The organism is Nocardia sp. NBC_01327 (assembly GCF_035958815.1).
Lineage (GTDB): Bacteria > Actinomycetota > Actinomycetes > Mycobacteriales > Mycobacteriaceae > Nocardia.
The window spans coordinates 3,453,409-3,473,790 of sequence record NZ_CP108383.1 but is presented as its reverse complement, the minus strand read 5'-3'; the positions used below and the strand labels follow the sequence as shown (position 1 = coordinate 3,473,790).

Sequence of the window (20,382 nt, the reverse complement as noted above, 5' to 3'; positions counted from 1 at the left end):
CCGGCAAGTATCACTACACGCTGGCCGAACCAGCAGAAGTCACGATTTCGACAAGCACACCGCCGCACTCTCGGGGATGAAGAAACGTGGCTCGCGAACCCATCGATGCGTAACGTGGCGGCGTGAACAGCACGTTCATCCCTTTCGCTTGAAGCGAGACCGAGGCCTGATCCACATCCGGGCAACCGAAGGCGATGTGATGGACTCCCTCACCGCGGCTCCTCAGAAATTTGCTGACCGGCGAATCCGCACGCGTGGGTGCAAGCAATTGGAGGTAGGTAGCTCCGCCATCGTCGGAACCGTTCAGTCGTAGCATCGCCTCGACGACGCCTTGATCGTCGTTCTTCTCGCGGTGGCAGACCTCCAGCCCGTAGACCGCGCGATAGAAGCGAATGGATTCATCCAGGTCCGTGCACGCTATTCCGACATGATCAAGTCTTGTGAACATATTCTTTGTCATCCCCATTCGTGCAGTGCAGAGATCTATTATTCTCGACTGCTACTCCGACAACCGCCTGCGGACTCCGCATCCGCTCAGTCAAACTCGGGACCGGTCGCCAAGACTGCCTTGAGAGCCTTTCCGCTCTGGACCGCTGTCAGCGCATCGGCGTAGTCAGAAAGCGGGAAAGATGTGACCAGACCGGCCAGATCGAACCGAGATGTCAAAGCTGGCAGCATACGAACGTACTCGACCAGATGCGCTCCAGAAAAGGCCCAAGACCCGATCACATCGAGTTGCTGCCGCACAATATGATGCGGGTTGATTGTCGTCGGTCCGGCATCGGTGTATTGGCCGACTATCAGGTATGAACCGCCGCGGCGGGCGAAGCCGATTCCTTGCTGAATCGCCAACGGCGAACCAGTGCACTCGATTACAAGATCCGCACCCGAACTGGGCAAGAGGTCTCTGGCCTGCTGGATAGCAGTATCGGAATTCTGGTCGACTATGTTTACGTGGAAGTCACCGATTCCGCATTCTTTCGCCTTGTCGAGGCGCTCATCTGGTCCACCGACGATGACGACCGACTTTGCGCCGGAGAGTTGCGCAAAAGCGGCCGCAGCAAGTCCGACCGGGCCGCTGCCTTGCACCACGACCGTCTCGCCCAGTCGTACCGGCCGACGTTCGTAGAGCGCATGAACCATGGTGGGGCCAGCACAGGCGAAGGACATCGCAGCGAGGTCATCGACTGCGCTCGGAATCTTCACAATGGTGGCGCCGGGATGTAGCAATATGCACTCCGCCCATGCGCCGGCGAGTGGAACCGCGTCAGAGATGGGCCGATTCACTCCGTAGGTGAGCCGATGTTCGCAGAGCGTAGGCTCTCTGTGCTGCCTGCAGGGAACGCACTGACCGCATGAAATCGAGGAGGCCCACATGACGCGGTCGCCGACGGCGATCGGTTCGCCGAGACTGTCCTCGTGTACCCCGTCACCCAATTCTGCGACGGTGCCCAGCCCTTCGTGCCCGAGTACCAATGGCACCGGGATCGGCAGATGCCCTTGCTGAAGATGCAGGTCCGTGCCGCAAACACCGCCGTACGTGCATGCCACGACAATCTCCCCGGTGCCAGGCCGGGGGACGGCGAACTCACGAAGCAATGGCTTACGGCCGAACTCCTCGAGAACGACTGCCTTCGCTCTAGAATTCATTTGCTACTCCCGACGGGAAGACGCTCATCCAACCGCTCAAATTCTTTGTCTTGCGGTTTCAGCGGTGTTGAATCATCGCCAACCAGATAACTAGGTCGCGGCTCCGCAACTCGCGGAAGATTCGAACAGCTATTATATGTCGCGATAAGTAACCGTCGCGGCGCCGGAGACATATTTGGCGCCGATCCGTGAATAATTTCCGGCGAAAAGAGAACCAGTGAACCGACCGGCGCCTGCACGCTCTTCATACCGCATTCATCTATGAGATGCGTAATATTCTGCGGACGCAGAGCGATATCTTCTGGATCAAGATGCTTCGCTGACGAAGGCGAGTGGTCGCGATTTTCTCTCAAATTGCCGACCTTATGCGATCCGGGCACAAAAATGAGCGGTCCGTTGAATTCCGTTGCCTCATCCAATAGCAGGGCCACATTGATCAGACGGGAATTCGGAAGTTCGTCCGCAATTTTCCAAGCAGTGTAGTCCTGATGCCAGGCCACTTTTTCTTTCCCAAATGCGGATTTCACGTTGATCTTAAATTGATACACATAGACGTCTCCACCCAGGATTGTCTGAGCAGGACATAGAAGCCGTGGGGTTCGAACGAGCTCGGCAAATTCGCCCACGCGCTGATGCGAGGCGTAGAGTGTCGACAATTCGTTCGAATCATCAGACATGAGTCGATATGGGCCATCATTCCCGCTATCTCGCACCATTGCTTCGAGCAATACATCCACTTCGCTCGGACTAAGCACTGATTCCAGGACGAGAAATCCGCTCTCCTCATAACTACCGATTTGATCTACAGTTAGCTGCATTCCTTCAGGACCTTCACATTGACTCAAGTGACTGTATAAATGACGACGCCTTGATGTCTGAAGCCGAACCTAAGGCCGGCGAGTCACTCGGACAGGCAGTGACATCAGGCCGTGGGTGATAGAGCTTGACTGCCAGCGAAGGCTGTCAATATCAACATCGAGAGAAATCTTCGAATAGTGAGCCAACAAACATGAGACTGCCGTTTTGGCTTCCATTCTCGCAAGGGCCGAGCCGACACAGCGATGAATTCCGTATCCGAACGCAATGTGCCGATTATCCAGCCGATGTGGATCCATTTCATCCGGCCTGCTGAATTGCGCCAGATCACGATTAGCGCTGGCCAGCGAAACGACAATAACTTGCCCTGCGTCTATGATCTTATCGCCGAGCCGGATCGGCTCGGTCGTGAAACGCGGTGGCGAAACATTACCCGAACTTTCGTGCCTGAGCATCTCCTCAATAAATGGCGCAACAAGATCCGGACTTTCCCTCAGCTCATCCATCAGTTCGGGTCGGCGTAGCATAGCCAACACGGAGTTTCCTATAAGCGCAGCCGTCGTCTCCTGACCGCCAAGAAGGAATGCATTAACCATAGCCACGAGTTCACGCTTTTCAAGCTGTTCCCCGTCATCTGCGGGGCTCATCAATTCCGACAAGAAATCCGTTGCCGCCCTCCCGTCGCGTTTCCCCATGAGGCGATACACATAAGTTTCGAAATTCGCCGCAGCGATATACTTGTCAGCCACTTCTGCGGCGGAAAGCTGCGTTTGCAGCCAGCCCTGGAATTCGGCACGATCGTCTGAGTCGATTCCGATGAGTTCACAGACGGCTGTGATCGTGAAGGGATACGCGTAGGCGCTGAGCAGATCGATGGAATCCGTTCCATCAATATCGATTGATTGAAGGAGTGATTCCGCGATCTCGGAAATCCGTGGAGTAAAATCACGAATGGCCTTACCCGAAAGCGCTTTCATCGCAATCTTGCGCAGCCGGGTGTGACGGGGCGGATCAGCGTAGACCAAGTTGTCATTCACGGGTGGGTCCAGCCGAAGTGCGACATTCGCGTCAGCCTGGGCCATTTCACCAGCTGGGCCATAGAGATCCTTGCTGATGGTCGGATCCGTAAGGACCTTCTTGGCCAGTTCGAAACCGGTGACCAACCATGCACGCATTCCGTTAGGTAGTTCGACGTGATGAACCGAGCCATGCTCGTTCAGCAGTTTATAGGTCGCCTGCGGGTTCTGGTAGAAGTCCTCGGTCAAGCGATGAATGCTGTTTGTAGTCACTATTATCCCTACGCTACGGTCGTGTGATTACGAGCTATCAGCGAATCAGCGAGATCAGTCCAGCACGACGCAAACTCTCGCGCGATTCGAGCAACGAGTTCTACGCAGTGTGGCGGTACATTGGAATTTGATTGTTCCCATTCGCGCGTCAACGTCCGTTCAGAATTCATCAACCGCAACAGGGCCCGGCCTGAATCAGTAAGACGCAATGACGGGTCTCTTTGCAGTGCACGAAGCAGATCATCAGTCGCCTGACATCGATCAGTAGAACCTTCTGCCGGCCGCCTCGCCTGTTTAACTTTGTCAGGTACCGGATTTTCCCCGCGGGCTAAACGCGCACGAACGTCACCAGCCGTTGCCGGAGATATACCTGCTGCCTTTGCGATCTCGCGTAGCGATGCATGTGGCTTCTCTTTGATCAGCTCACTCGCCCGCCGACGCCCGTCCTCACTGTTCACTGGCCTCGTCTTGCCATCCCGGCCTATTCGGCCCTTCAGGTCCGCAACAGAAATAACAGATGCGTGACGAATCGAAGCTACCGTCTTGGCCGCTAACCCCGCAAGAACTGCAATCGAACGGTCGGATCTGTCCGGATACATTTCGAGCAGCCGAATCGCCGCCGCCCGGCGGTCTGCTGTCGATAGCGGTAGTCCGTGACTCACATTCGTTCGAACTGCGATCGCGAATGCGTCGGATTCAGTTCCGTCGAAAAATATCACTTCAATCTCTTCGCTCCCGCGTATCTCGGCTGCTCGTAAGCGATGCATTCCATCGATAACACGCATCGACCGGCGGTGAACGATGATCGGCGGTAACGCTGTGTCCGTTTCGGCCAACGCGGCGATATGGTCGATATCCTCCCCATCCAGTCTAGGAGAATCTGCATCTCTCAGCAATCCAGTTGCAATCTTCACAGGCGAATTCGAGATAAGCCTGTCGATTTCTGTTAATACGTCTTCACCGCAGCCGACACTTTCAGTCCCCGCAGTTACACCGCAGTCGAAACCATGCATTTTTACTCGCTTGCTCTACTTGCTGCAGCGATTTGCGTAGCCGCGAAAGCAAACGCGCTCCATTACAGCATCGAACTTCGGTCAACTTTGCGGTTACACCCGCCGGAACGCGAACGTTCCCAAGAAATTCAGTACCCCCATGACAGCAGCCGCCGCGAAGGCCGCAGTGATGCCGCTGACCAGAACCTGGTCCGGTGGACCAACCGCACCCTGCTCAGAGGCACCGAAGACGGTCACCAAGATCGCAAGGCCCAACGCTGCGCCGGTCTGCTGAATTGTCTGCAGAGCCCCGCCCGCCACGCCTGCTGAACTCGACGGCACACTCGTCATGATGATCACGCCGAGCGGCATCAATGCCAAGGCCGTACCACATCCCATCAGTACGGCCACGATGAACACAAGCGGAAAATAGGCTGTGTCCGTAGACAATTGAGTCGGCAGCACCAGCCCCGCGATCAGGAACAGCGAGCCGATCATCGTCATCGGCTTCGGCCCGAACTTGGGTAGTAGCCATGGGATCAGCCGGATCAGCGCGAACATCAGTACGGCAGTTGGTAGAAAGGCGAGACCTGTTGTCAGTGGCCCCATTCCACGTACGTCCTGCATGTACAGGGTCAGGAAGAAGAACATCGACATGCTCCCCATGTATCCGACGAACAGGTTGAAGTAGGCAACACCGCGATTGCGATCGGCAAACAAGCGAAGCTGCAGCAGCGGAGCCTCCGAACGCAGCTCGATCACGACGAACGCCACGATCATCACCGAACCGATGATTAGCGAGACGTCGGTCACTGCATCGTTCCAGCCGTGTGAGCCGGCACTAACAAAGCCGTAAACGAGTGCGGCGACCCCGGCAGTTGAGGTTACCGCCCCCGGCAGGTCCAGCCGCCCCGGCTGCCGCGCCACGACAGGCATGTAGCGCAAAGCAACGAAAAGGACCAGCACGCCAAGCGGAACGTTGATGAAGAGCACCGATCGCCAGGTAAACCATTCGGTGAGGAAGCCTCCAACAATCAGGCCGATCGCAAACCCGGCGCCGGCCATGCCCGAGTAGAGCGCCAATGCTCGCAGCCGAGCTTTCGGTTCGGTGAAGATCGTGGTGAGTAGCGCCAGCGCATTCGGCCCGGCCATAGCGGCACCGGCGCCTTGCGCGACGCGGGCGACGACCAGCCAGCCGGCCGCAGGCGCCAGACCGCCGAGCAGTGAGGCCAGAGTGAACAGCGCGATGCCCGCGATAAAGATCCGGCGACGGCCGAGCATGTCACCTGCACGGCCGCCCAGTAGCAACAGCCCGCCGAACACCAGGGTGTACGCATCGATGACCCAGGCCAGGCCAGTCGCACTGAAGTGCAGGTCAGACTTTATTCGCGGCAGCGCCACGTTCATCACAGTGACGTCGAGAACAATCATCAACTGACATATGAGGAGAGCCGTCAATACAAGACCTGGACGAACACTGAGAGGATTCTGGACGACCTGATTTTCTGACGACGCGGCAGTGTTTGGCACAGTCACTCCGAATTCGGTTCAGGACAATGGGTATTTAAAGGAGCGAGCTCATGCGACCGAGATCCTCAGCATCTTTCTGGGCGAATCAGCAGGATACTCGGCTCGCCCATGCAAGACCCGCAGGTTGTCCATGATCAGAACCTGGCCCACCTTCCACTTGTGTACATACGTGATCTGCGGCTGACTCAATACACCGGCGAGCTTCTCGAATAGTTCGAGGTTCTGTTCTTTTGTGTACCCGACGACCGCTGCGCTGAAGTTGCGGGTCGGGTCTTCCGGATAGGCGACTCCGACGCAAAGTGAATCACGACCGGTTACCGGGTCCACCTGTATCGGAGCGATTATTGGATTACCTTCCGGACGGTCCACGTAGAAGCCCGATACGTTCGCCCAGTATTCGATCTCGATCCCTCGCAGTGTGGCTACGAGATCCTCGGGTGCGGCCCCGAAAAATGCCTCGCTTGCCGCGATCAAAGTCTCACCCCCGTCATACGGAGCTTCGAGGCATTCCGTTCCGATGTATCGAACTCCTGTAGCGTTCAAGAAGGCGTCGACGTGCATCGGTATTGCACCTGTCCGAAACTGAGAGTTGTCGGTTTCCGCCCGCTGCTCTTGAATCAGTTTCGTGCCATATTGGTATCCCACCGGCTCGCCGAGAGGTGCCATAATATCCTCGAGCGAAAGCGATTCCTCGCCGTCAGGCTCAAGTACGACAAATCCGTAGCGTTCCAATTTCTCTCGGTACGGTGACGACAACCCGCGACCACACCGCGCGTCTTCGGTCAAGCGCCGCATGTCCGTGATCGAATCCATATCCAGTTCCCTTCACTTATTGGTGACTCAGGAAGCCGCGCTCAGACGATCGCGGTCAGACCTTCTCGCGCGTATGCTGCCGCTGCTGTATCAAATTGCAATGCGGCGTGTGCCCCTGCGGTATGAATGTCGCGCCAGAAGCGCTGCAGTGCGACGCCGGCGCTGTGTCCACTTGTTCCGGACGCTCGAAAGAGCCGATCCACCGCATCAACCAACAAGCCTGCGGCGAAGGCGCAATCGCGCTGGTTTCTCGCCACTTCTGTACGCCCTACGATCGCGGCCGAGTCGGCGACCATCACAACCCGATCGAGAATCAGCCCGGCCGTGTCTATCTCGCTGGAGCTGCGGGCAAATACCGCGGCATAGTGAGCGAGGGCCGGGTCATTCTCGACGTGGCGTCCGCTCATCTTCGCCCCGATCAACCGCTGCCATTGGCGCAGCGCTCCGTGAGCGGCGCCGAGCATCGGTAAGCAGAAGATGAGGGTGTTGACAGCGAGAAGCGGCACCGCGCGTCCATCCGGACCTACAGGCGCAGAATCGATCTCGCCGAGGAGACTGGATGAGAAGGTCATCTCGCCCGGCACGAAAACCTGATCGACAACTACGGTGTGGCTGCCGGTGCCCTGCATTCCGATGCTGTCCCAGGACCTTTCGATCCGAACTGCCGACCGCGGCACCAGACATACCCGGTCGGCACGGCCGCCGGCCACATGTACGGCGGCCGCGAGCAGCACCCAATCGGCACCTTCCGATCCCGAAACCGTCGGCCAGGCACCGGACAACAACCAACCGCCGTCGACAGCAGTCGCTGTTCCCCTGGGTGTCACACCACCGGCAATGAGAACATCCGGGCCTCCCGCCCACAGCAGAGCTTGCCCCTCTGCTGGCAATGCCCCCGCAGCCCGAGCCATGAGCGCGGCCAGTACGGCGCACCATGCGGTTGCCGGGCATTCCGCGCCGATGGTGGTAGCGGCCTGCTTCAGCTCCGCGAAAGTACCGGTGGAACCACCGAACTGCTGCGGCACGAAGTGGCGCGCGAAGCCGGCTGCAACAACCGCGGCTGCGACAACCGGGTCGGGTGTTCGCGCCGCTTCAGCCTTGTCCGCATGCCGGCCGGCCAGCGTCGCGATATCACTCGCCCGGCCCACTAGCGCCCAATCTTGTTGAGGCTGAGTCATTGTCATCTCGTCACGTTCCGCGCCGCGTGTTCGATGATCTCGGCTGCGAGGCGTTCCACCGTCACCGGTTCCGCGAAGAATCCCGCAGCCTCGAATTCGATATCGAATAGTTCCTCGAGGGCAGTGAGGACCCGTACCAAGTTCACGGAATTAACTCCGGCACTGATCAGATCTGTCCTGTACTCCTCTGGATCAAGTTGGTAGCCGCGGGTACTCAGCTCGCCGGCGATTGCCTCACATACCGTCGATTCGTTCACAGAAATCCACCTTCGATCTCGTTTCGCACGCGCTGCGCGTTGTCTTTCTCGAACACATCGAAATGTCCGCCGCTCAACACGATGCTGTGCATGGTGCCTGAAATCGCTTGCCACGCCCACAGATGCGCCTCCGCCGGTCCAACTGCGGCTCGGAGTTCCACAAGCGGTACTGCTGTTGGGCGGGCCTGCCAGTCCCGCAGTAACAGCATGTTTTGCTGATACACCTCGAACCTGCTCCGCAAGGCAGGATCGGCGCTCACGTCTGCTGCGGACACGACCACGCCACCGGCTTGCCTGATATCGCTGATGAATCCGGCGAGCATCGCCGATTCGGTATCTGCGCACTGGCGGGAGGTCTTCGATACCGGGGTATCAATCACGACGACCCTGGCCACCGGGTGCGGCGCCGACCGTGCGGCCTCGACGGCGAGTGCACCGCCGAATGACCAGCCGACGAACACACAGGGCACATCCGAGTTTGCGACCGTCGTTTCGAGTTGCTGCAGGCAGTGTTCTGCGAGATCCGCCAACGTCGGATCGACATTCGGAGACATGTCCAACGGGCGGTCGAGACCGAGCACGTGAACGTCAAGATCTCCAGCCAGACTTCGGATCAGCCTGGAATAGCACGCGATACCGCCACCCACTGGAGGGAAGAAGATCACCCGGCCACGTGGGCTCGCTACCCGTCTGGGGACGAAGCTCCATACTGCCGAACTCTCGGCCGGCCGCATGTTCGCGCACATCGTCGCGAGCCCCGTCACCGTCGGATCAGTGACGAACCACCCGAACGGGACCTCGTATCCCGATCTGCTCCGAAGTAGGGACAGCAGCCGGATGGCGTCCAGAGAGCTGCCTCCAGAGTCGAAGAAGCCCTCCGCGCCCGGGGCGTGCCCAACGATCTCCGTCCAGCAGGCTGCTACCTCCTGGACGTGGATCCCACTTTTGCGGGGAGTGGACGACACCGCGACGGCGTTGACCGCCGGTGCGGCCGCGCGCAATCGACGCTGATCGACCTTCCCATTGCTCGTCAGCGGGATCTCGTCGATCTCGACGAGTGCGTACGGGACCATGTACGAAGGCAATTCGTTCCGCAGCACGGTCATGCATTTCTCGCGCCACGTTGTCGGGGCGTCTGACGACAGGATCACGCAGGCGATGACGCCACCGCCGTCGTCAGCCACACAAGCCGCGCTGTGGCGTATGTATTCCAGTGTGTTGAGCAGCGACTCGATTTCGCCCAGTTCGACCCGGTAGCCGTTGACCTTTACCTGGTTATCGACACGGCCGAGGAACTCGATGACACCGTCCCGGCCGCGACGACCGCGGTCACCGGTCTTGTAGATCCACCCGTGCTCGGGGTCATCGATGAACGCGGCGGCAGTTTTTTCCGGGTCGTTCAGATAGCCCTCGGCGACTCCCGCCCCCGCGATGTAGATCTCGCCGATGTGCCAGTCCGGGCACACTCGACGCTGCACGTCCAGCACGAGAATATCTTGGCTGGATAGAGGTTTCCCATACGGAATCGACCGACCGGTGCAGTCCAAAGGACTGATGCGGTGAAATATGGACCAGATCGAGCCTTCCGTGGCGCCACCGAGACTGATCACTTCCGCGTCCGAAGACACCCGTTGCAGCGCCCCAGGCAGTCTCAGTGGAATCCAGTCGCCACTGAGCATGAATGCACGCAGGGAAGGTAGTGCCGCACCCTCCTCCGAGAGCAGCGCAGCGAGGGCAGGGGCGGAATTCCACACCGTCACTGCATGTTCGGTGATCGACCGCGTCCAAGCTGCGGGTGTTCGGGCGGTGTCCTCGGACAACAGCACCACGGTGGCACCGACCAGCAGCGGACCGAACAGGTCGTACACCGACAGATCGAAGCCGATGGAGGACACCGACAGCACACTGTCTGCCGTATCGAGTCCGATCAGGTCGTTGACGGCGTCCAGCGTATTGAGCACCGCAGCATGCCTGATGACAACACCTTTCGGCTCACCGGTGGACCCCGACGTGAAGATCACATATGCCACGTCGGGCGAAGCGCGGTGTGGCGCCTGGCGCCGCCACCGAGGGGGCACGGAAGTTGGAATCGCGATGGGACGAACACCGCGGCGGCGCCAGTGGTCGACGACACTCCCTTCGCCGTCGGTCACGGCGAATCGAAGGCCGGATTGACGCGTTATTCTGTCGAGGCGACCGTTGGGCAACCCGCGATCCAGTGGGATGAACACACAGCCGGCGAGCAGAGCGCCCAGGATGGCCACCACCTGCCCGCGGCCGCGCGGCATGTGGACCCCAACGTGGTCGCCTACGGCGGCGCCACCGGTCACCAGTCGTTCGGCCACATTCGCTGCGGCGTCGGCCAGCATGGCGTAGGTGAGCACGCCGTCGTCGTCACGGACAGCCGGCGCATCGGGCATCCGCGCAACCATTTCCATCACTCGCTGATGCAGAGTTGCAGTTCCTGGGACCACTGACCTCGTGCCTATAGGCGCCGAAGGTGCACGGTCGTTCGAGCGGATCCAGGCATCTCCGTCGGTTGCCAACTGTGCAACGGCCCGAGCGTACTGCTCGATAAAGTCGCTGATGAATCCTTCGTCGAATGCCTCTGTTCGCCAGTCGAACCCCAAGCGAATACTGCCATCGGTATCGATTCCGACCTGGTGATCCAGCAATACCTGAGGCACTCGCATCTGAATGCTGTCCCAGTCGCGACGCACACCGATCGCGGCCTCGCGCTTGCTGTCCAGTTCCACCGCTGTGAACGCGAACGGGTACGCCAATCGTCGCCGGCTACCGGACGGGTCCGCCAGTATCGCGATCTCGATTCCGCTGAGCGAAGGATGGAACGACTGTTCCAGGAAACGTCCCTGCACTTCACGCGCGAGCGCGACGAAATCACGCCCCTCGAGCGCGGGGATGGCTAGCGGAACGGTACTGCCGAAGTTTCCGATCGCGCTGCCGATGTTCTGGCGATGGCGCTGGGACTGCACGATCGTGACCGTGTGAGACCTGCCTCCTCCCACTGAGCCCAGGAGGATCCCGTACACCGCGAGAAGGATCATCGGAACGGTCAGCCCATGTTCACGTCCCCTCTTTACCAGCGCATCAGCAGACGCCATGTCGATTTGCAGCGTCTTATGCGAGACCGCGCGGCTGGATTGCCGCCAGCCCGGTGGCAGCGGCAGTTCGGCGGCTTCCGGCAGTGTCGATGCCACAGCGCGCCAGTATTTTTCGTCACGATCTCGTTGTCGGCTGCTTACCTCGTCCGTAGCCGCGCAGCCAGCGCTATCTTCGGCATCCGGCGAGAAAAGCCCCTCCAGGAAGCGTGCTAGTGATGTGCCGTCCATCAGCCACATGGCATAGACCAGATGGACTCGCGCTCTCTCCGACGAACGCACCACAGAAATCCGCATCTGCGGCCAGCCATCGAATTCGAGTGCATCCGAACGGAATTCGTCGACGACGGCCCTATCTATCGTGTCAAAGGTCCGTCTCGTCGCCTCCAGTACAGCGATCGGGATGGTCGACTCTCCGGCCACAGGAGTCGGCGTCAGATCGTTCCCGACATACATGCGCAGTATCGGGTTTTCGCCCACCAGGTGGTCGAGCCGCCGCTGGATGTCGCCCACACAGGACACGTCCACATCGCAGGCCAGATAGTATCGAGCCGGGCTGCGCAGTTCCAGTCCGTCCTGGTCTCCGACTAGGTAGGCCCGTTGAATTGGACTGAGTGAGATGCCGGAAGGCATTGTGGCCATCGAATATTCAGTCATGGGTCGGCTCCTGCCCCATACGGATAATCCGCATGAGATTGCTGTGCACACGATCGATCACGTCGGTGCCTGCTATCCCCTTGCGGTAGTAATAGGTCATGACCATTTCTGGTCCGGACATCTGAAGCTCTCCCTGCAACTGGTAGCGCAACGAACGTCCCAGCGACCGCGGGAGCCAGGACCCGAGATCGCGCGCCCGCAGATTTCGCGGCATGGGGTGCTGATTGAAAAGAACCGTGGAGAGCGGAAAGCAGTCGGTGTCGATCAGACCGAGGTCGGCAACGCGCTGGTCGAACTCCCAGTCGCCGTGCTCCGCACCTGAGGCCAGCTGACTCGCGATCGCAGAGATGTTCTGCCGCAACGAGTCCGAAGCAGTTCCTCGGACGATCAGCGTGGTCGTGAACATACCGACTGCCGCCGCGCCGAGGTTCGCACGGTTTTGGCCGGCGACGATGACCGGCAGCCGCTCGAATCCGAACATGCCTCCGACCGCCATTTCGAATGCCGCTAGAACAACGGTGAAGGCGGAAACGCCCATCTCCTGCGCGAGCCGATGCACGCCACGCGCGCAGAGCGCACCGAGGGGCAATGACTTCAATTCACCTGATGCCCCCTCACCATCGGAGGTTTCGGGCAGCCGGACTTGAGTGACACCGTCGAGGAGATTCCGCCAGTAAGCGGCCGCAGCACCAGGCTGCACCGAGCGGGCCGTTGCGACACAGTAATCGCGGTAGGAGCCCTGATTCTCGACCGGATCGAGTACCTGCCCGGTGAGTGCGGCATGCAGCTCACCGGCCAGCACATCCATGCCGAGCCCGTCTACAAATAAGTGGTGCGCAACCAGGACGACCGAAGAGCCGTCGGTCCCCCCTACAAGCACGGCTCGCATCGGCGGCGGCGCCGTGGGATCTATCAATTCGGCCACCAGTGCGGTACGCGCAGACTGTACGCCCGCACGAAACGCGTCCGATGCCGTAGCGACGCCCGTATCGACGATACGCACCGGACAGGTCAATTCTGTTGGTGGCGTATAGGTTTGGCTCTGCCAATCAGCGCTCAGCGCAAGCCCGAGCGTATCGTGCCGCATGAGCAATGTGCGCATCGCACTCTCGACAGCTGCGCGGGACCAGCGGTGCTCGAACTTGATCTCACGAGAAAGGTTGCACCAGTTCGCATTACCGCCGGACATGCACGCCCATATATAGGCCGACTGGCGGGTCGACAAGGGATAGACGCCTGCGGTCTCGGCAGCCGGCACACATGCAGACTCGGCGGTGACCGAGCCTTCGTTCACCCGTCCTCGCTTATCGATCTCGCGGGCAACTGAAGGCACATCCCGGAGCCCGAAGCACTCCTGGATCGTCAGTCGAATCCCATAGCTGCGATTGATCCTCGCAACGGCCTCGAGCATGTCCAATGAGGTGATACCGGAATCTACGAGACCGATCGCGCCAGCATCGAGCCCTAGGAGTCCGCGCAGCATTTGCTCGATCTCGGCTTGCCCGACGGCGGCCGGCCCGTCTTCAGCTCCGGTATCGGCAGCGATTCGATCGATGGACTCAAGCAGTTCTCGCCGGTCTATCTTGCCGCTGCGCAAAATAGGTAGCTCCTGACGCAGATGCAACCTGAACCGCGGAAGTTCCAAACCAGCGCCGATGCCGTGGATCTTCTGTATCAGCTCGCCTGCGACACCATCCGAATGGTCGGTCGAGACGAAAACCTGCGGACCCTCGTGCTCGACTACCACACACTGCCGCACTTCAGGCAGGGCTTCGACGGCATCGATCAAGCGGGAAAAGGAAACTCGTCGACCACCGAACTTGATTTCGTTGCCCGAACGGCCAATAATCACCAATTCACCGTCGCTGCTCCAATATCCGAGATCACCAGTCGGGAGCGGAGCCGGAATCGGAATTGTTGGGTGAACGCCGGAATCGTCCCAGGACGCAGCGTCCAGGACCCCCAGTGCGGAAGCATCCACACTTAAGAGCACCTCGCCGATTCCGAGGCCATCGTCGTCAGCGACAGTCACCTCGACGCCGGGGCGGGGATTGCCGACCGGTATCGCGGCCGCCTCGTCGCGAACGAACTGCTGCACGTTACGCCGATACAGCTGGGCGAGCGTCGCCTCCGTTTGGCCGTACAGATTTACGATCTCTGCGTTCTGTGCAATAGCTGCCCACTGCTCTACCACCCGCCGGCTGAGTACCTCACCTGCAAAGAAGATCAGGCGGAGCTCGGCCAGCGGAGGCGCGGCGAGGCGCGGCTCTCGCGCCAGACGAGTCGCTATGGACGGCACCAGGAAGACGATCGTCGGGTTGCCGTCGATCAGGTGGTCGGCCATAGCCGACAAGTCCAACTGCGCGTCGACAGAGGGCAGGGAGAGCGTGCCGCCTACACCTAGTACGCCGAGCAGCTCACGTAGTGACGGATCAAAATTTACCCGGGTCACTGCACAGCAACGATCGGAACCCGTGAGCCCGAATTCTTGCTGAAACCATGCCAGGAAGACCTCCAAACCGCGACGACTCCCCACGACGGCTTTAGGCTCCCCCGTCGAACCTGACGTAGGAATCACGTAACTTGCGTCCGGATCGTGGAATTCACGTGTGCGGTAGCCAATTTCCGGGACAGACTCGACTATGACCTGACCTGTGTCGGAGTCGAGGACGACCTCTGCTGTACCAGCAGTGGCCCAGCGGTATTGGTCCACCGGGGTGACATCGCTACTTACGATCACTGCGGGACAGGTGCGTTGTTCCAGCCACGAGTACTGGCCTGCGGTCAGTCCGGCGTCAACGGGTACCAGAACCGCCCCGGCTCGCCATGTGGCCAACAACCCGACGATGTATGCGGGACACAATGGACCCATGACCAGCACACTCGCCCGGGCGGCGCCGAGCATCACGAGTCGATCGGTCAGAGCCGAGACTGCAGCTTCCAGATTCGCGTAACTCAACCGTCGGCCACACCACTCGATCGCGATGCTTTGCGACCGGTCATTTGTGATTGCCTCGTCGCGGTCGACGATATTCACCAAATCTGTCATCTTGCCGCCACCCCGATATCTCGAACGATTCGTTTCACCGCGTCGTAGTCGGTCTTACCGACAGCTGTTCGCGGCAGGCTGGCGGCAAAGGTGTACAACTGGGGCAGCTGGTACGGCAGAAGGCGCGAACTCAGCTGTCGCCGAACAGATTCCGCGTCGCAGCCTGGATCGGCGACGACCAGTGCGGCAACCTGTTCACCGCCTTCGCAGTCGGGCACCCCCACGACAGCACAATCGGTCACACCGGCACACCCTCGAAGCGCAGCCTCGACTTCGATCGGCGCAACTTTGTTGCCGGTGACGTTGATAAAAGTCGACTTTCGTCCGCGAATGAGCCAGCTGTCCGGACGCACGCCGACAAGGTCGTGAGTTCGGAGCCATCCGTCCACGAACATCGCAGATTCCGCAGCCGAATCCCGGTAATACCCACGGGCAATCGACGGGCCTCGCACCAGGAGTTCGAACACCGGCGACATGCCGCTTTCAGCTTCGACCGGTATAAGTCGCCAGTCGATATCTGATACAGGTAGTCCGATCGTGCCAGGTCCAGCGTATGCGGCATCCCAAGCGATGAGACCGATCTCGCCGAGCCCATACCCCTGCCGCAGCGGTAACCCGAACCGTTCCAAAAAGCGCACCTGGGTCTCAGCGGCGACAGGTGCGCTTCCGGTGAGGGCGAGCCGGAGCGAACCGAGCATCGACTGATCCACTCCGTCTGCAGTGACGAGCATCTGATACGTCGCCGGCAGCACACTGACGACAGTCACCGAATGTGTGTCGATCATTCGGGCCATCCCACGTGCAGTCAGATGCGCACCGCGCGCGAATACAACCTTGGCCCCACTCAGTAGGGTGGGCAAGGTCAGAATGTCGATTCCGTGACCGTGCCACAACGGTAGGGCGCACAGCACCACATCCGAGGGCATAAGTCCGGCCTCGCGCGACCATGAGCGAACTCGCGACATAACGGCCCGCTGACTCATCACAATGCCCTTCGGCTCACCGGTCGAGCCTGATGTGCAGTGCACGACGAAGTCATCCGGCAGATAAGCATTGGCAGCGCGACCAGCGGCATCGACCACACCGACCGAGATGGAGCCGCTCCCCGCATTCCCATCGCGCACCAGCACATCCAGATCGAACTTGTTGGCCCAACGATCGATGTCCTCGGGTGCCGATCTGCTGTCCAACAGTACGATCACCAAACCCAGCCTCGCCGCTGCGAAGTAGGTAGCGATGAAAGTGAACGGATCATCTACCGCCAAACCGGCAACCTGACCGACTCGAGCAGTGCGGCTGAGTGTTTCGGCGATCTCGTCTGCCGTCCCGAGCAACCGTCCGTACGATGCCACCGCGCCGTCGAAGCCGATCACCGCCGGCGCGTCTTGCATTCGTACCGCAGCGGCACGAAATTCCGAGTACAGCGAACGAATGTCAGTTTCTTCGACATCAGTGCGATTTCCCGAAAACATCATGTGGCGCTTACGACTTCATCGCTGCGCGTTCCCAGAATGTTGTCGAAGTGCTTGGTCATCGCCTTCGCCCCGAATGCCTGACGGTGCACCGCTTTGGATTGTTCACGAGTATTCTCGAGTGCTGCTCGCATTGGGTTGGTCAGAACCTTCTTGGTCGCCGAAAAAGCGATCTTCGGGTAGCGCCCCAGGCGATTCGCACGCATGAGTGCTCGTTCAAGAAGAAACTCGGGCTCGCAGATCTCGTCCACCATGCCTAGGCGCAGAGCAGAATCTGGACTAATCGTTTGACATGACATGACCACGTTACGCGCGACATCGTAACTACAGGCCGTCCCGATGATGGTTGCTCCCACGGATGCACCGATCCCGTGCTCCAACTCTGGCATAAAGAGATCCGCACGAGTCGACATCATTTTCCAGTCGAACATCATTGCCAACTGGAATCCGAGACCAACTGCATGGCGGTCAATGGCGGCAATCGTCGGCTTGCTGGTATCCAGGACCGAGAGGTAGAGGTCAGTGCACCAGTCGATGGTTTCGTTGACTACATCATCGCTCGACAACATCCGAGCTTCGTTGAAGTCGCCGCCAGCGCTGAAACAACGATCACGACCACCTGTGACGACAATAGCCTTGACGCTATCGTCAGCATCTGCTTCACGGATGGCCTTCATGAAAGCCTCCGCAGTCTTCTTTCCAACCGGATTAGTCGGCTTTTCGTGCGCCAGGGTGATGATGCGCACCCCGTCAACACTGTCAATGTCAATCGACTTCATAACGCAACTCCTGGGTATTAGTGGTTCTCGCCCGTGTATGCCGATACCGCCGCCTCGAGGCACTTGTCCGAGTCAATCGGCTCATCAGGTGCGGCGATGAGCGCACCCACCAGTTCTGCTTCGATCAGGCAGTAGAAACGTTCGACATCCACCGTCTCCCTGCCGATGTACCGCGCAATTGCGCCGTCCAGATTCTTGTCAACACCGCTGCCGTGGTGCAGCGCTTGCTTTCGACGCCATGCGATGTTCTCCGGCAGAAGTAGCTCCGCCGCAGCCCGCATATGCCCTTTCTCACGATCGCGATAACGCATTACCTCGGGTGACGTGTCTATAGCAGCCTGAATTACGGTCTGGTTCCAATACATATGGCGCAAGACGTATCCGTGCGCGGCGGCCGCGACCCCGGAAAGCTCCGTGGTCAACGCCGCTTCCGCCAAGCGATCCGCCACTGCACTCCGCAAATCGTCCACCGGACCTACCTCGACACGGTGTCCGGAGTTGATGAGATCGGCGCCGACGCCGGTCAGCACAATGCCTTTGGGCAGCTGTCCTTGCTGGTACACAGCGACGAGATTCACTCCTGCAGCAACGGTCTCTCGGTTCAGCTCACCAAGCATGCGAACTGTTTCCGGAAGGGCTCGCAGAATCTCGTTCTCCGACAGTGCAATACGACGAACCGGCATACTCAGATGCGCACCGAGTTCCTCTGCGGCAGCGTATTCGTCGCCCCACGGGGTACCCAGGCTTGCAAGATGATCAAGTATTCCGGCGTGCTTCGCCAACGCTGCGACCAGCCCGGAATCCACTCCACCCGACACAACCGCAGTGACAGGTCGCGGCGTACCGGCCGCAATAACCTCTCGGCGCAGAGCTTCGATCTGGCGGGTCCCGGCTTCGACCGCTGTCTCGCCAGTGATGGGCGAGGGCGTCCAGCTCTGGCTCACCGTTTCAGCGACCTCGATCCCGGCGCTGCCGGCACTGCGCGAGAGCACGAGCGTCCGACCTCCGGCGATCGCATGGATCGCTCTCCGGAAGCGCCGGATCTGCGCAGCTTGATCCACTTCCACACCCACGGAAGTGATGGCTCGCGCGGTTAGCTCAGCCCGATCTGTTCCGATCAGATACTGGCCGGCACCAGGCGCGCCCCAGTAATAGAGAGTCGTCGGATTCAGCCGGCTTGTGCGAATGACGACCTGCTCAACGGACCACTCGATCACGCTGCAGCTATCGATACCACCGGACGGCAGCGACCAGCCGCGGCCGAACTCCTCGATGACGAGACGTCCCGTCTCTGTAGGCTCCACAGCGGTGCCGACCCGAGTCTGGAGCCCAGCGCGCCGGCTCCGGATATCCAAAAGAACTGAGGGGTATGTGTTCATAGGGTCCAAAACCTCAACCAACCGATAGCCGAATCAGCTTGCGAGCCTGATTCGGGAATGCGCCACGTCCGTGCAGGACCCGAGTGTTGTCTAGAATCACGATCTCGCCGACTCGCCATTTGTGTGCGTACAGCACGCTCGGAAGATGCAGCATCGCTTCAATTCTGCGCAGCAACTTCGCGCTTTCCTCAGCGCTGTAGCCGACCACCATCGCATCGTGAGTTCGCATGGGATCGTCAGGATCGGTAAAACCCATGACAATCCTCTTTTCACCGCTTTCAGGATCGACCTGAATTGGATCGACGCGCGGGTGGTCGCCCACCGAGCGGTCCTTGTAGTAGCCGTCGATACGATTCCTATACTCGACGACGATATTCTGCATTGTATCGATCAGATCCGCCGGAGCATTTGCGAAGAAGGCGGCCGCGCTTGCAATCAGCGTCTCGCCACCCACCTCGGGTGCCCTCACGCATTGCATACCTATATATTTGACAGCCGGCCCTGCGTTGAAGGTCGAATCGGCATGCAACGGCATCCCACGGGTGGTGAACTGCAGATTATCGGAGCCTTCCTGCGGCTCGAGGGACAGCTTGGTACCAAATCCGTAGACCACCGGATCGCCAAGCTCCGACATTAATTCATCAAACTTCACATCATTCGCATCCCCCGGCTCGATGATTACAAATCCACATCTATCGAGCTTCGTTCGAAACTCATCGCGCCATCCGGCCCCACATGATGCTTCTTCAGATATTTCGATCATATTGGCCATACTCAAAACTTCCCAACTCGATACCGATATAGAATCACAGGCTTTGCAGGCGCGTAGTTGACCAAATAGATTTCCGGCAGCCGATTCCCAGTGACCGCAGTTCAAAAAGAACGCGGAGCCGGCCGGACGAACTGGACCTAAAGCAAAAGTTTTCACCTTTCGCGTCTGCTTTCCTCTTACAAGTTGTCCACCATATCGACAGTACTTCCAGCCTCGAAGCTTGAGCAATAGCAAACTTTGAACACTTCCCTCGGACAAAGCAATGGCCAAGCCGAACAGAAAGAAGAGAATTATCAGAAATGGTTCCGACCCTCCCCACAGCTAATACACACGTGCATGCGATTGTCTGAAATGTCACATGTTCAACTGCAGCATTTCCGCAGTTGAACAGTCCCCGGGCGACACACAGCGCAACTGATGGTATGCAGCGGACAGATCGGACCTATCGTGTTGAAAGGGTGCCCCCCGGGACACCGCGCCCACGAGCCGGCGGCGCGCGAGCGACCTCGGTCCAGCCAGACTACGAGCATCCGCAGCGGCGCAACGGATGACATCCCGTTGAGTAGGACCCGACGGAAGCGGCCGAACCGGCATTCTCAACAAGGTTGAATGGATCATGAGAGTTCTTGT

General features: G+C 59.4%; 15 protein-coding genes. All 15 read right to left on the bottom strand.

The window, feature by feature from the left end; all coding sequences use genetic code 11:
• Nucleotides 1–13 precede the first annotated feature (13 nt).
• The 15 genes from mce to OG326_RS15330 all read right to left on the bottom strand — a co-directional run bounded on the left by mce (nucleotide 14) and on the right by OG326_RS15330 (nucleotide 19,752).
• Nucleotides 14–466, bottom strand: coding sequence for a methylmalonyl-CoA epimerase (mce, locus tag OG326_RS15400; RefSeq protein ID WP_327145314.1), 453 nt, complete (start codon nucleotides 464–466; stop codon nucleotides 14–16).
• Between the two features lie 68 nt (nucleotides 467–534).
• Nucleotides 535–1,650: a zinc-binding dehydrogenase gene (locus tag OG326_RS15395; protein ID WP_442790964.1), complete on the bottom strand. Its 1,116-nt coding sequence runs from the start codon at nucleotides 1,648–1,650 to the stop codon at nucleotides 535–537.
• Nucleotides 1,647–2,468 (bottom strand): phytanoyl-CoA dioxygenase family protein, encoded by an 822-nt coding sequence (locus OG326_RS15390; protein WP_327145312.1) that lies wholly within the window; start codon nucleotides 2,466–2,468, stop codon nucleotides 1,647–1,649. The genes OG326_RS15395 and OG326_RS15390 overlap by 4 nt, the downstream gene beginning before the upstream one ends.
• Nucleotides 2,469–2,537: 69 nt before the next feature.
• Nucleotides 2,538–3,731: a cytochrome P450 family protein gene (locus OG326_RS15385; RefSeq protein ID WP_327145311.1), complete on the bottom strand. Its 1,194-nt coding sequence runs from the start codon at nucleotides 3,729–3,731 to the stop codon at nucleotides 2,538–2,540.
• A gap of 32 nt (nucleotides 3,732–3,763) precedes the next feature.
• Complete coding sequence (locus tag OG326_RS15380) at nucleotides 3,764–4,768, bottom strand: ParB/RepB/Spo0J family partition protein (RefSeq protein WP_327145310.1); 1,005 nt, start codon at nucleotides 4,766–4,768, stop codon at nucleotides 3,764–3,766.
• A gap of 93 nt (nucleotides 4,769–4,861) precedes the next feature.
• Complete coding sequence (locus OG326_RS15375; protein WP_327145309.1) at nucleotides 4,862–6,277, bottom strand: MFS transporter; 1,416 nt, start codon at nucleotides 6,275–6,277, stop codon at nucleotides 4,862–4,864.
• A gap of 48 nt (nucleotides 6,278–6,325) precedes the next feature.
• Entirely contained in the window at nucleotides 6,326–7,090 is a 765-nt protein-coding gene (locus tag OG326_RS15370) for a TauD/TfdA family dioxygenase (RefSeq protein ID WP_327145308.1), read from the bottom strand.
• 41 nt (nucleotides 7,091–7,131) lie between these two features.
• Entirely contained in the window at nucleotides 7,132–8,274 is a 1,143-nt protein-coding gene (locus tag OG326_RS15365) for a hydrolase (protein WP_327145307.1), read from the bottom strand.
• Entirely contained in the window at nucleotides 8,271–8,525 is a 255-nt protein-coding gene (locus tag OG326_RS15360) for an acyl carrier protein (protein ID WP_327145306.1), read from the bottom strand. Before OG326_RS15360 ends, OG326_RS15365 begins: the two co-directional genes overlap by 4 nt.
• Entirely contained in the window at nucleotides 8,522–12,301 is a 3,780-nt protein-coding gene (locus OG326_RS15355) for a non-ribosomal peptide synthetase (RefSeq protein ID WP_327145305.1), read from the bottom strand. The genes OG326_RS15360 and OG326_RS15355 overlap by 4 nt, the downstream gene beginning before the upstream one ends.
• Nucleotides 12,294–15,350, bottom strand: a complete 3,057-nt coding sequence (locus OG326_RS15350) for an AMP-binding protein (RefSeq protein ID WP_327145304.1) — start codon at nucleotides 15,348–15,350, stop codon at nucleotides 12,294–12,296. Before OG326_RS15350 ends, OG326_RS15355 begins: the two co-directional genes overlap by 8 nt.
• The gene (locus tag OG326_RS15345; RefSeq protein ID WP_327145303.1) at nucleotides 15,347–16,825 is read right to left on the bottom strand and encodes a class I adenylate-forming enzyme family protein; all 1,479 of its coding nucleotides are present in this window, start codon (nucleotides 16,823–16,825) and stop codon (nucleotides 15,347–15,349) included. The genes OG326_RS15350 and OG326_RS15345 overlap by 4 nt, the downstream gene beginning before the upstream one ends.
• Nucleotides 16,822–17,601, bottom strand: a complete 780-nt coding sequence (locus OG326_RS15340) for an enoyl-CoA hydratase/isomerase family protein (protein WP_327145302.1) — start codon at nucleotides 17,599–17,601, stop codon at nucleotides 16,822–16,824. Before OG326_RS15340 ends, OG326_RS15345 begins: the two co-directional genes overlap by 4 nt.
• A gap of 17 nt (nucleotides 17,602–17,618) precedes the next feature.
• Complete coding sequence (locus tag OG326_RS15335) at nucleotides 17,619–18,980, bottom strand: asparagine synthase C-terminal domain-containing protein (protein ID WP_327145301.1); 1,362 nt, start codon at nucleotides 18,978–18,980, stop codon at nucleotides 17,619–17,621.
• Nucleotides 18,981–18,993: 13 nt separating this feature from the next.
• A complete protein-coding gene (locus OG326_RS15330; RefSeq protein WP_327145300.1) occupies nucleotides 18,994–19,752 on the bottom strand; it encodes a TauD/TfdA family dioxygenase in 759 nt (252 codons plus the stop codon).
• Between the last annotated feature and the right edge of the window lie 630 nt (nucleotides 19,753–20,382).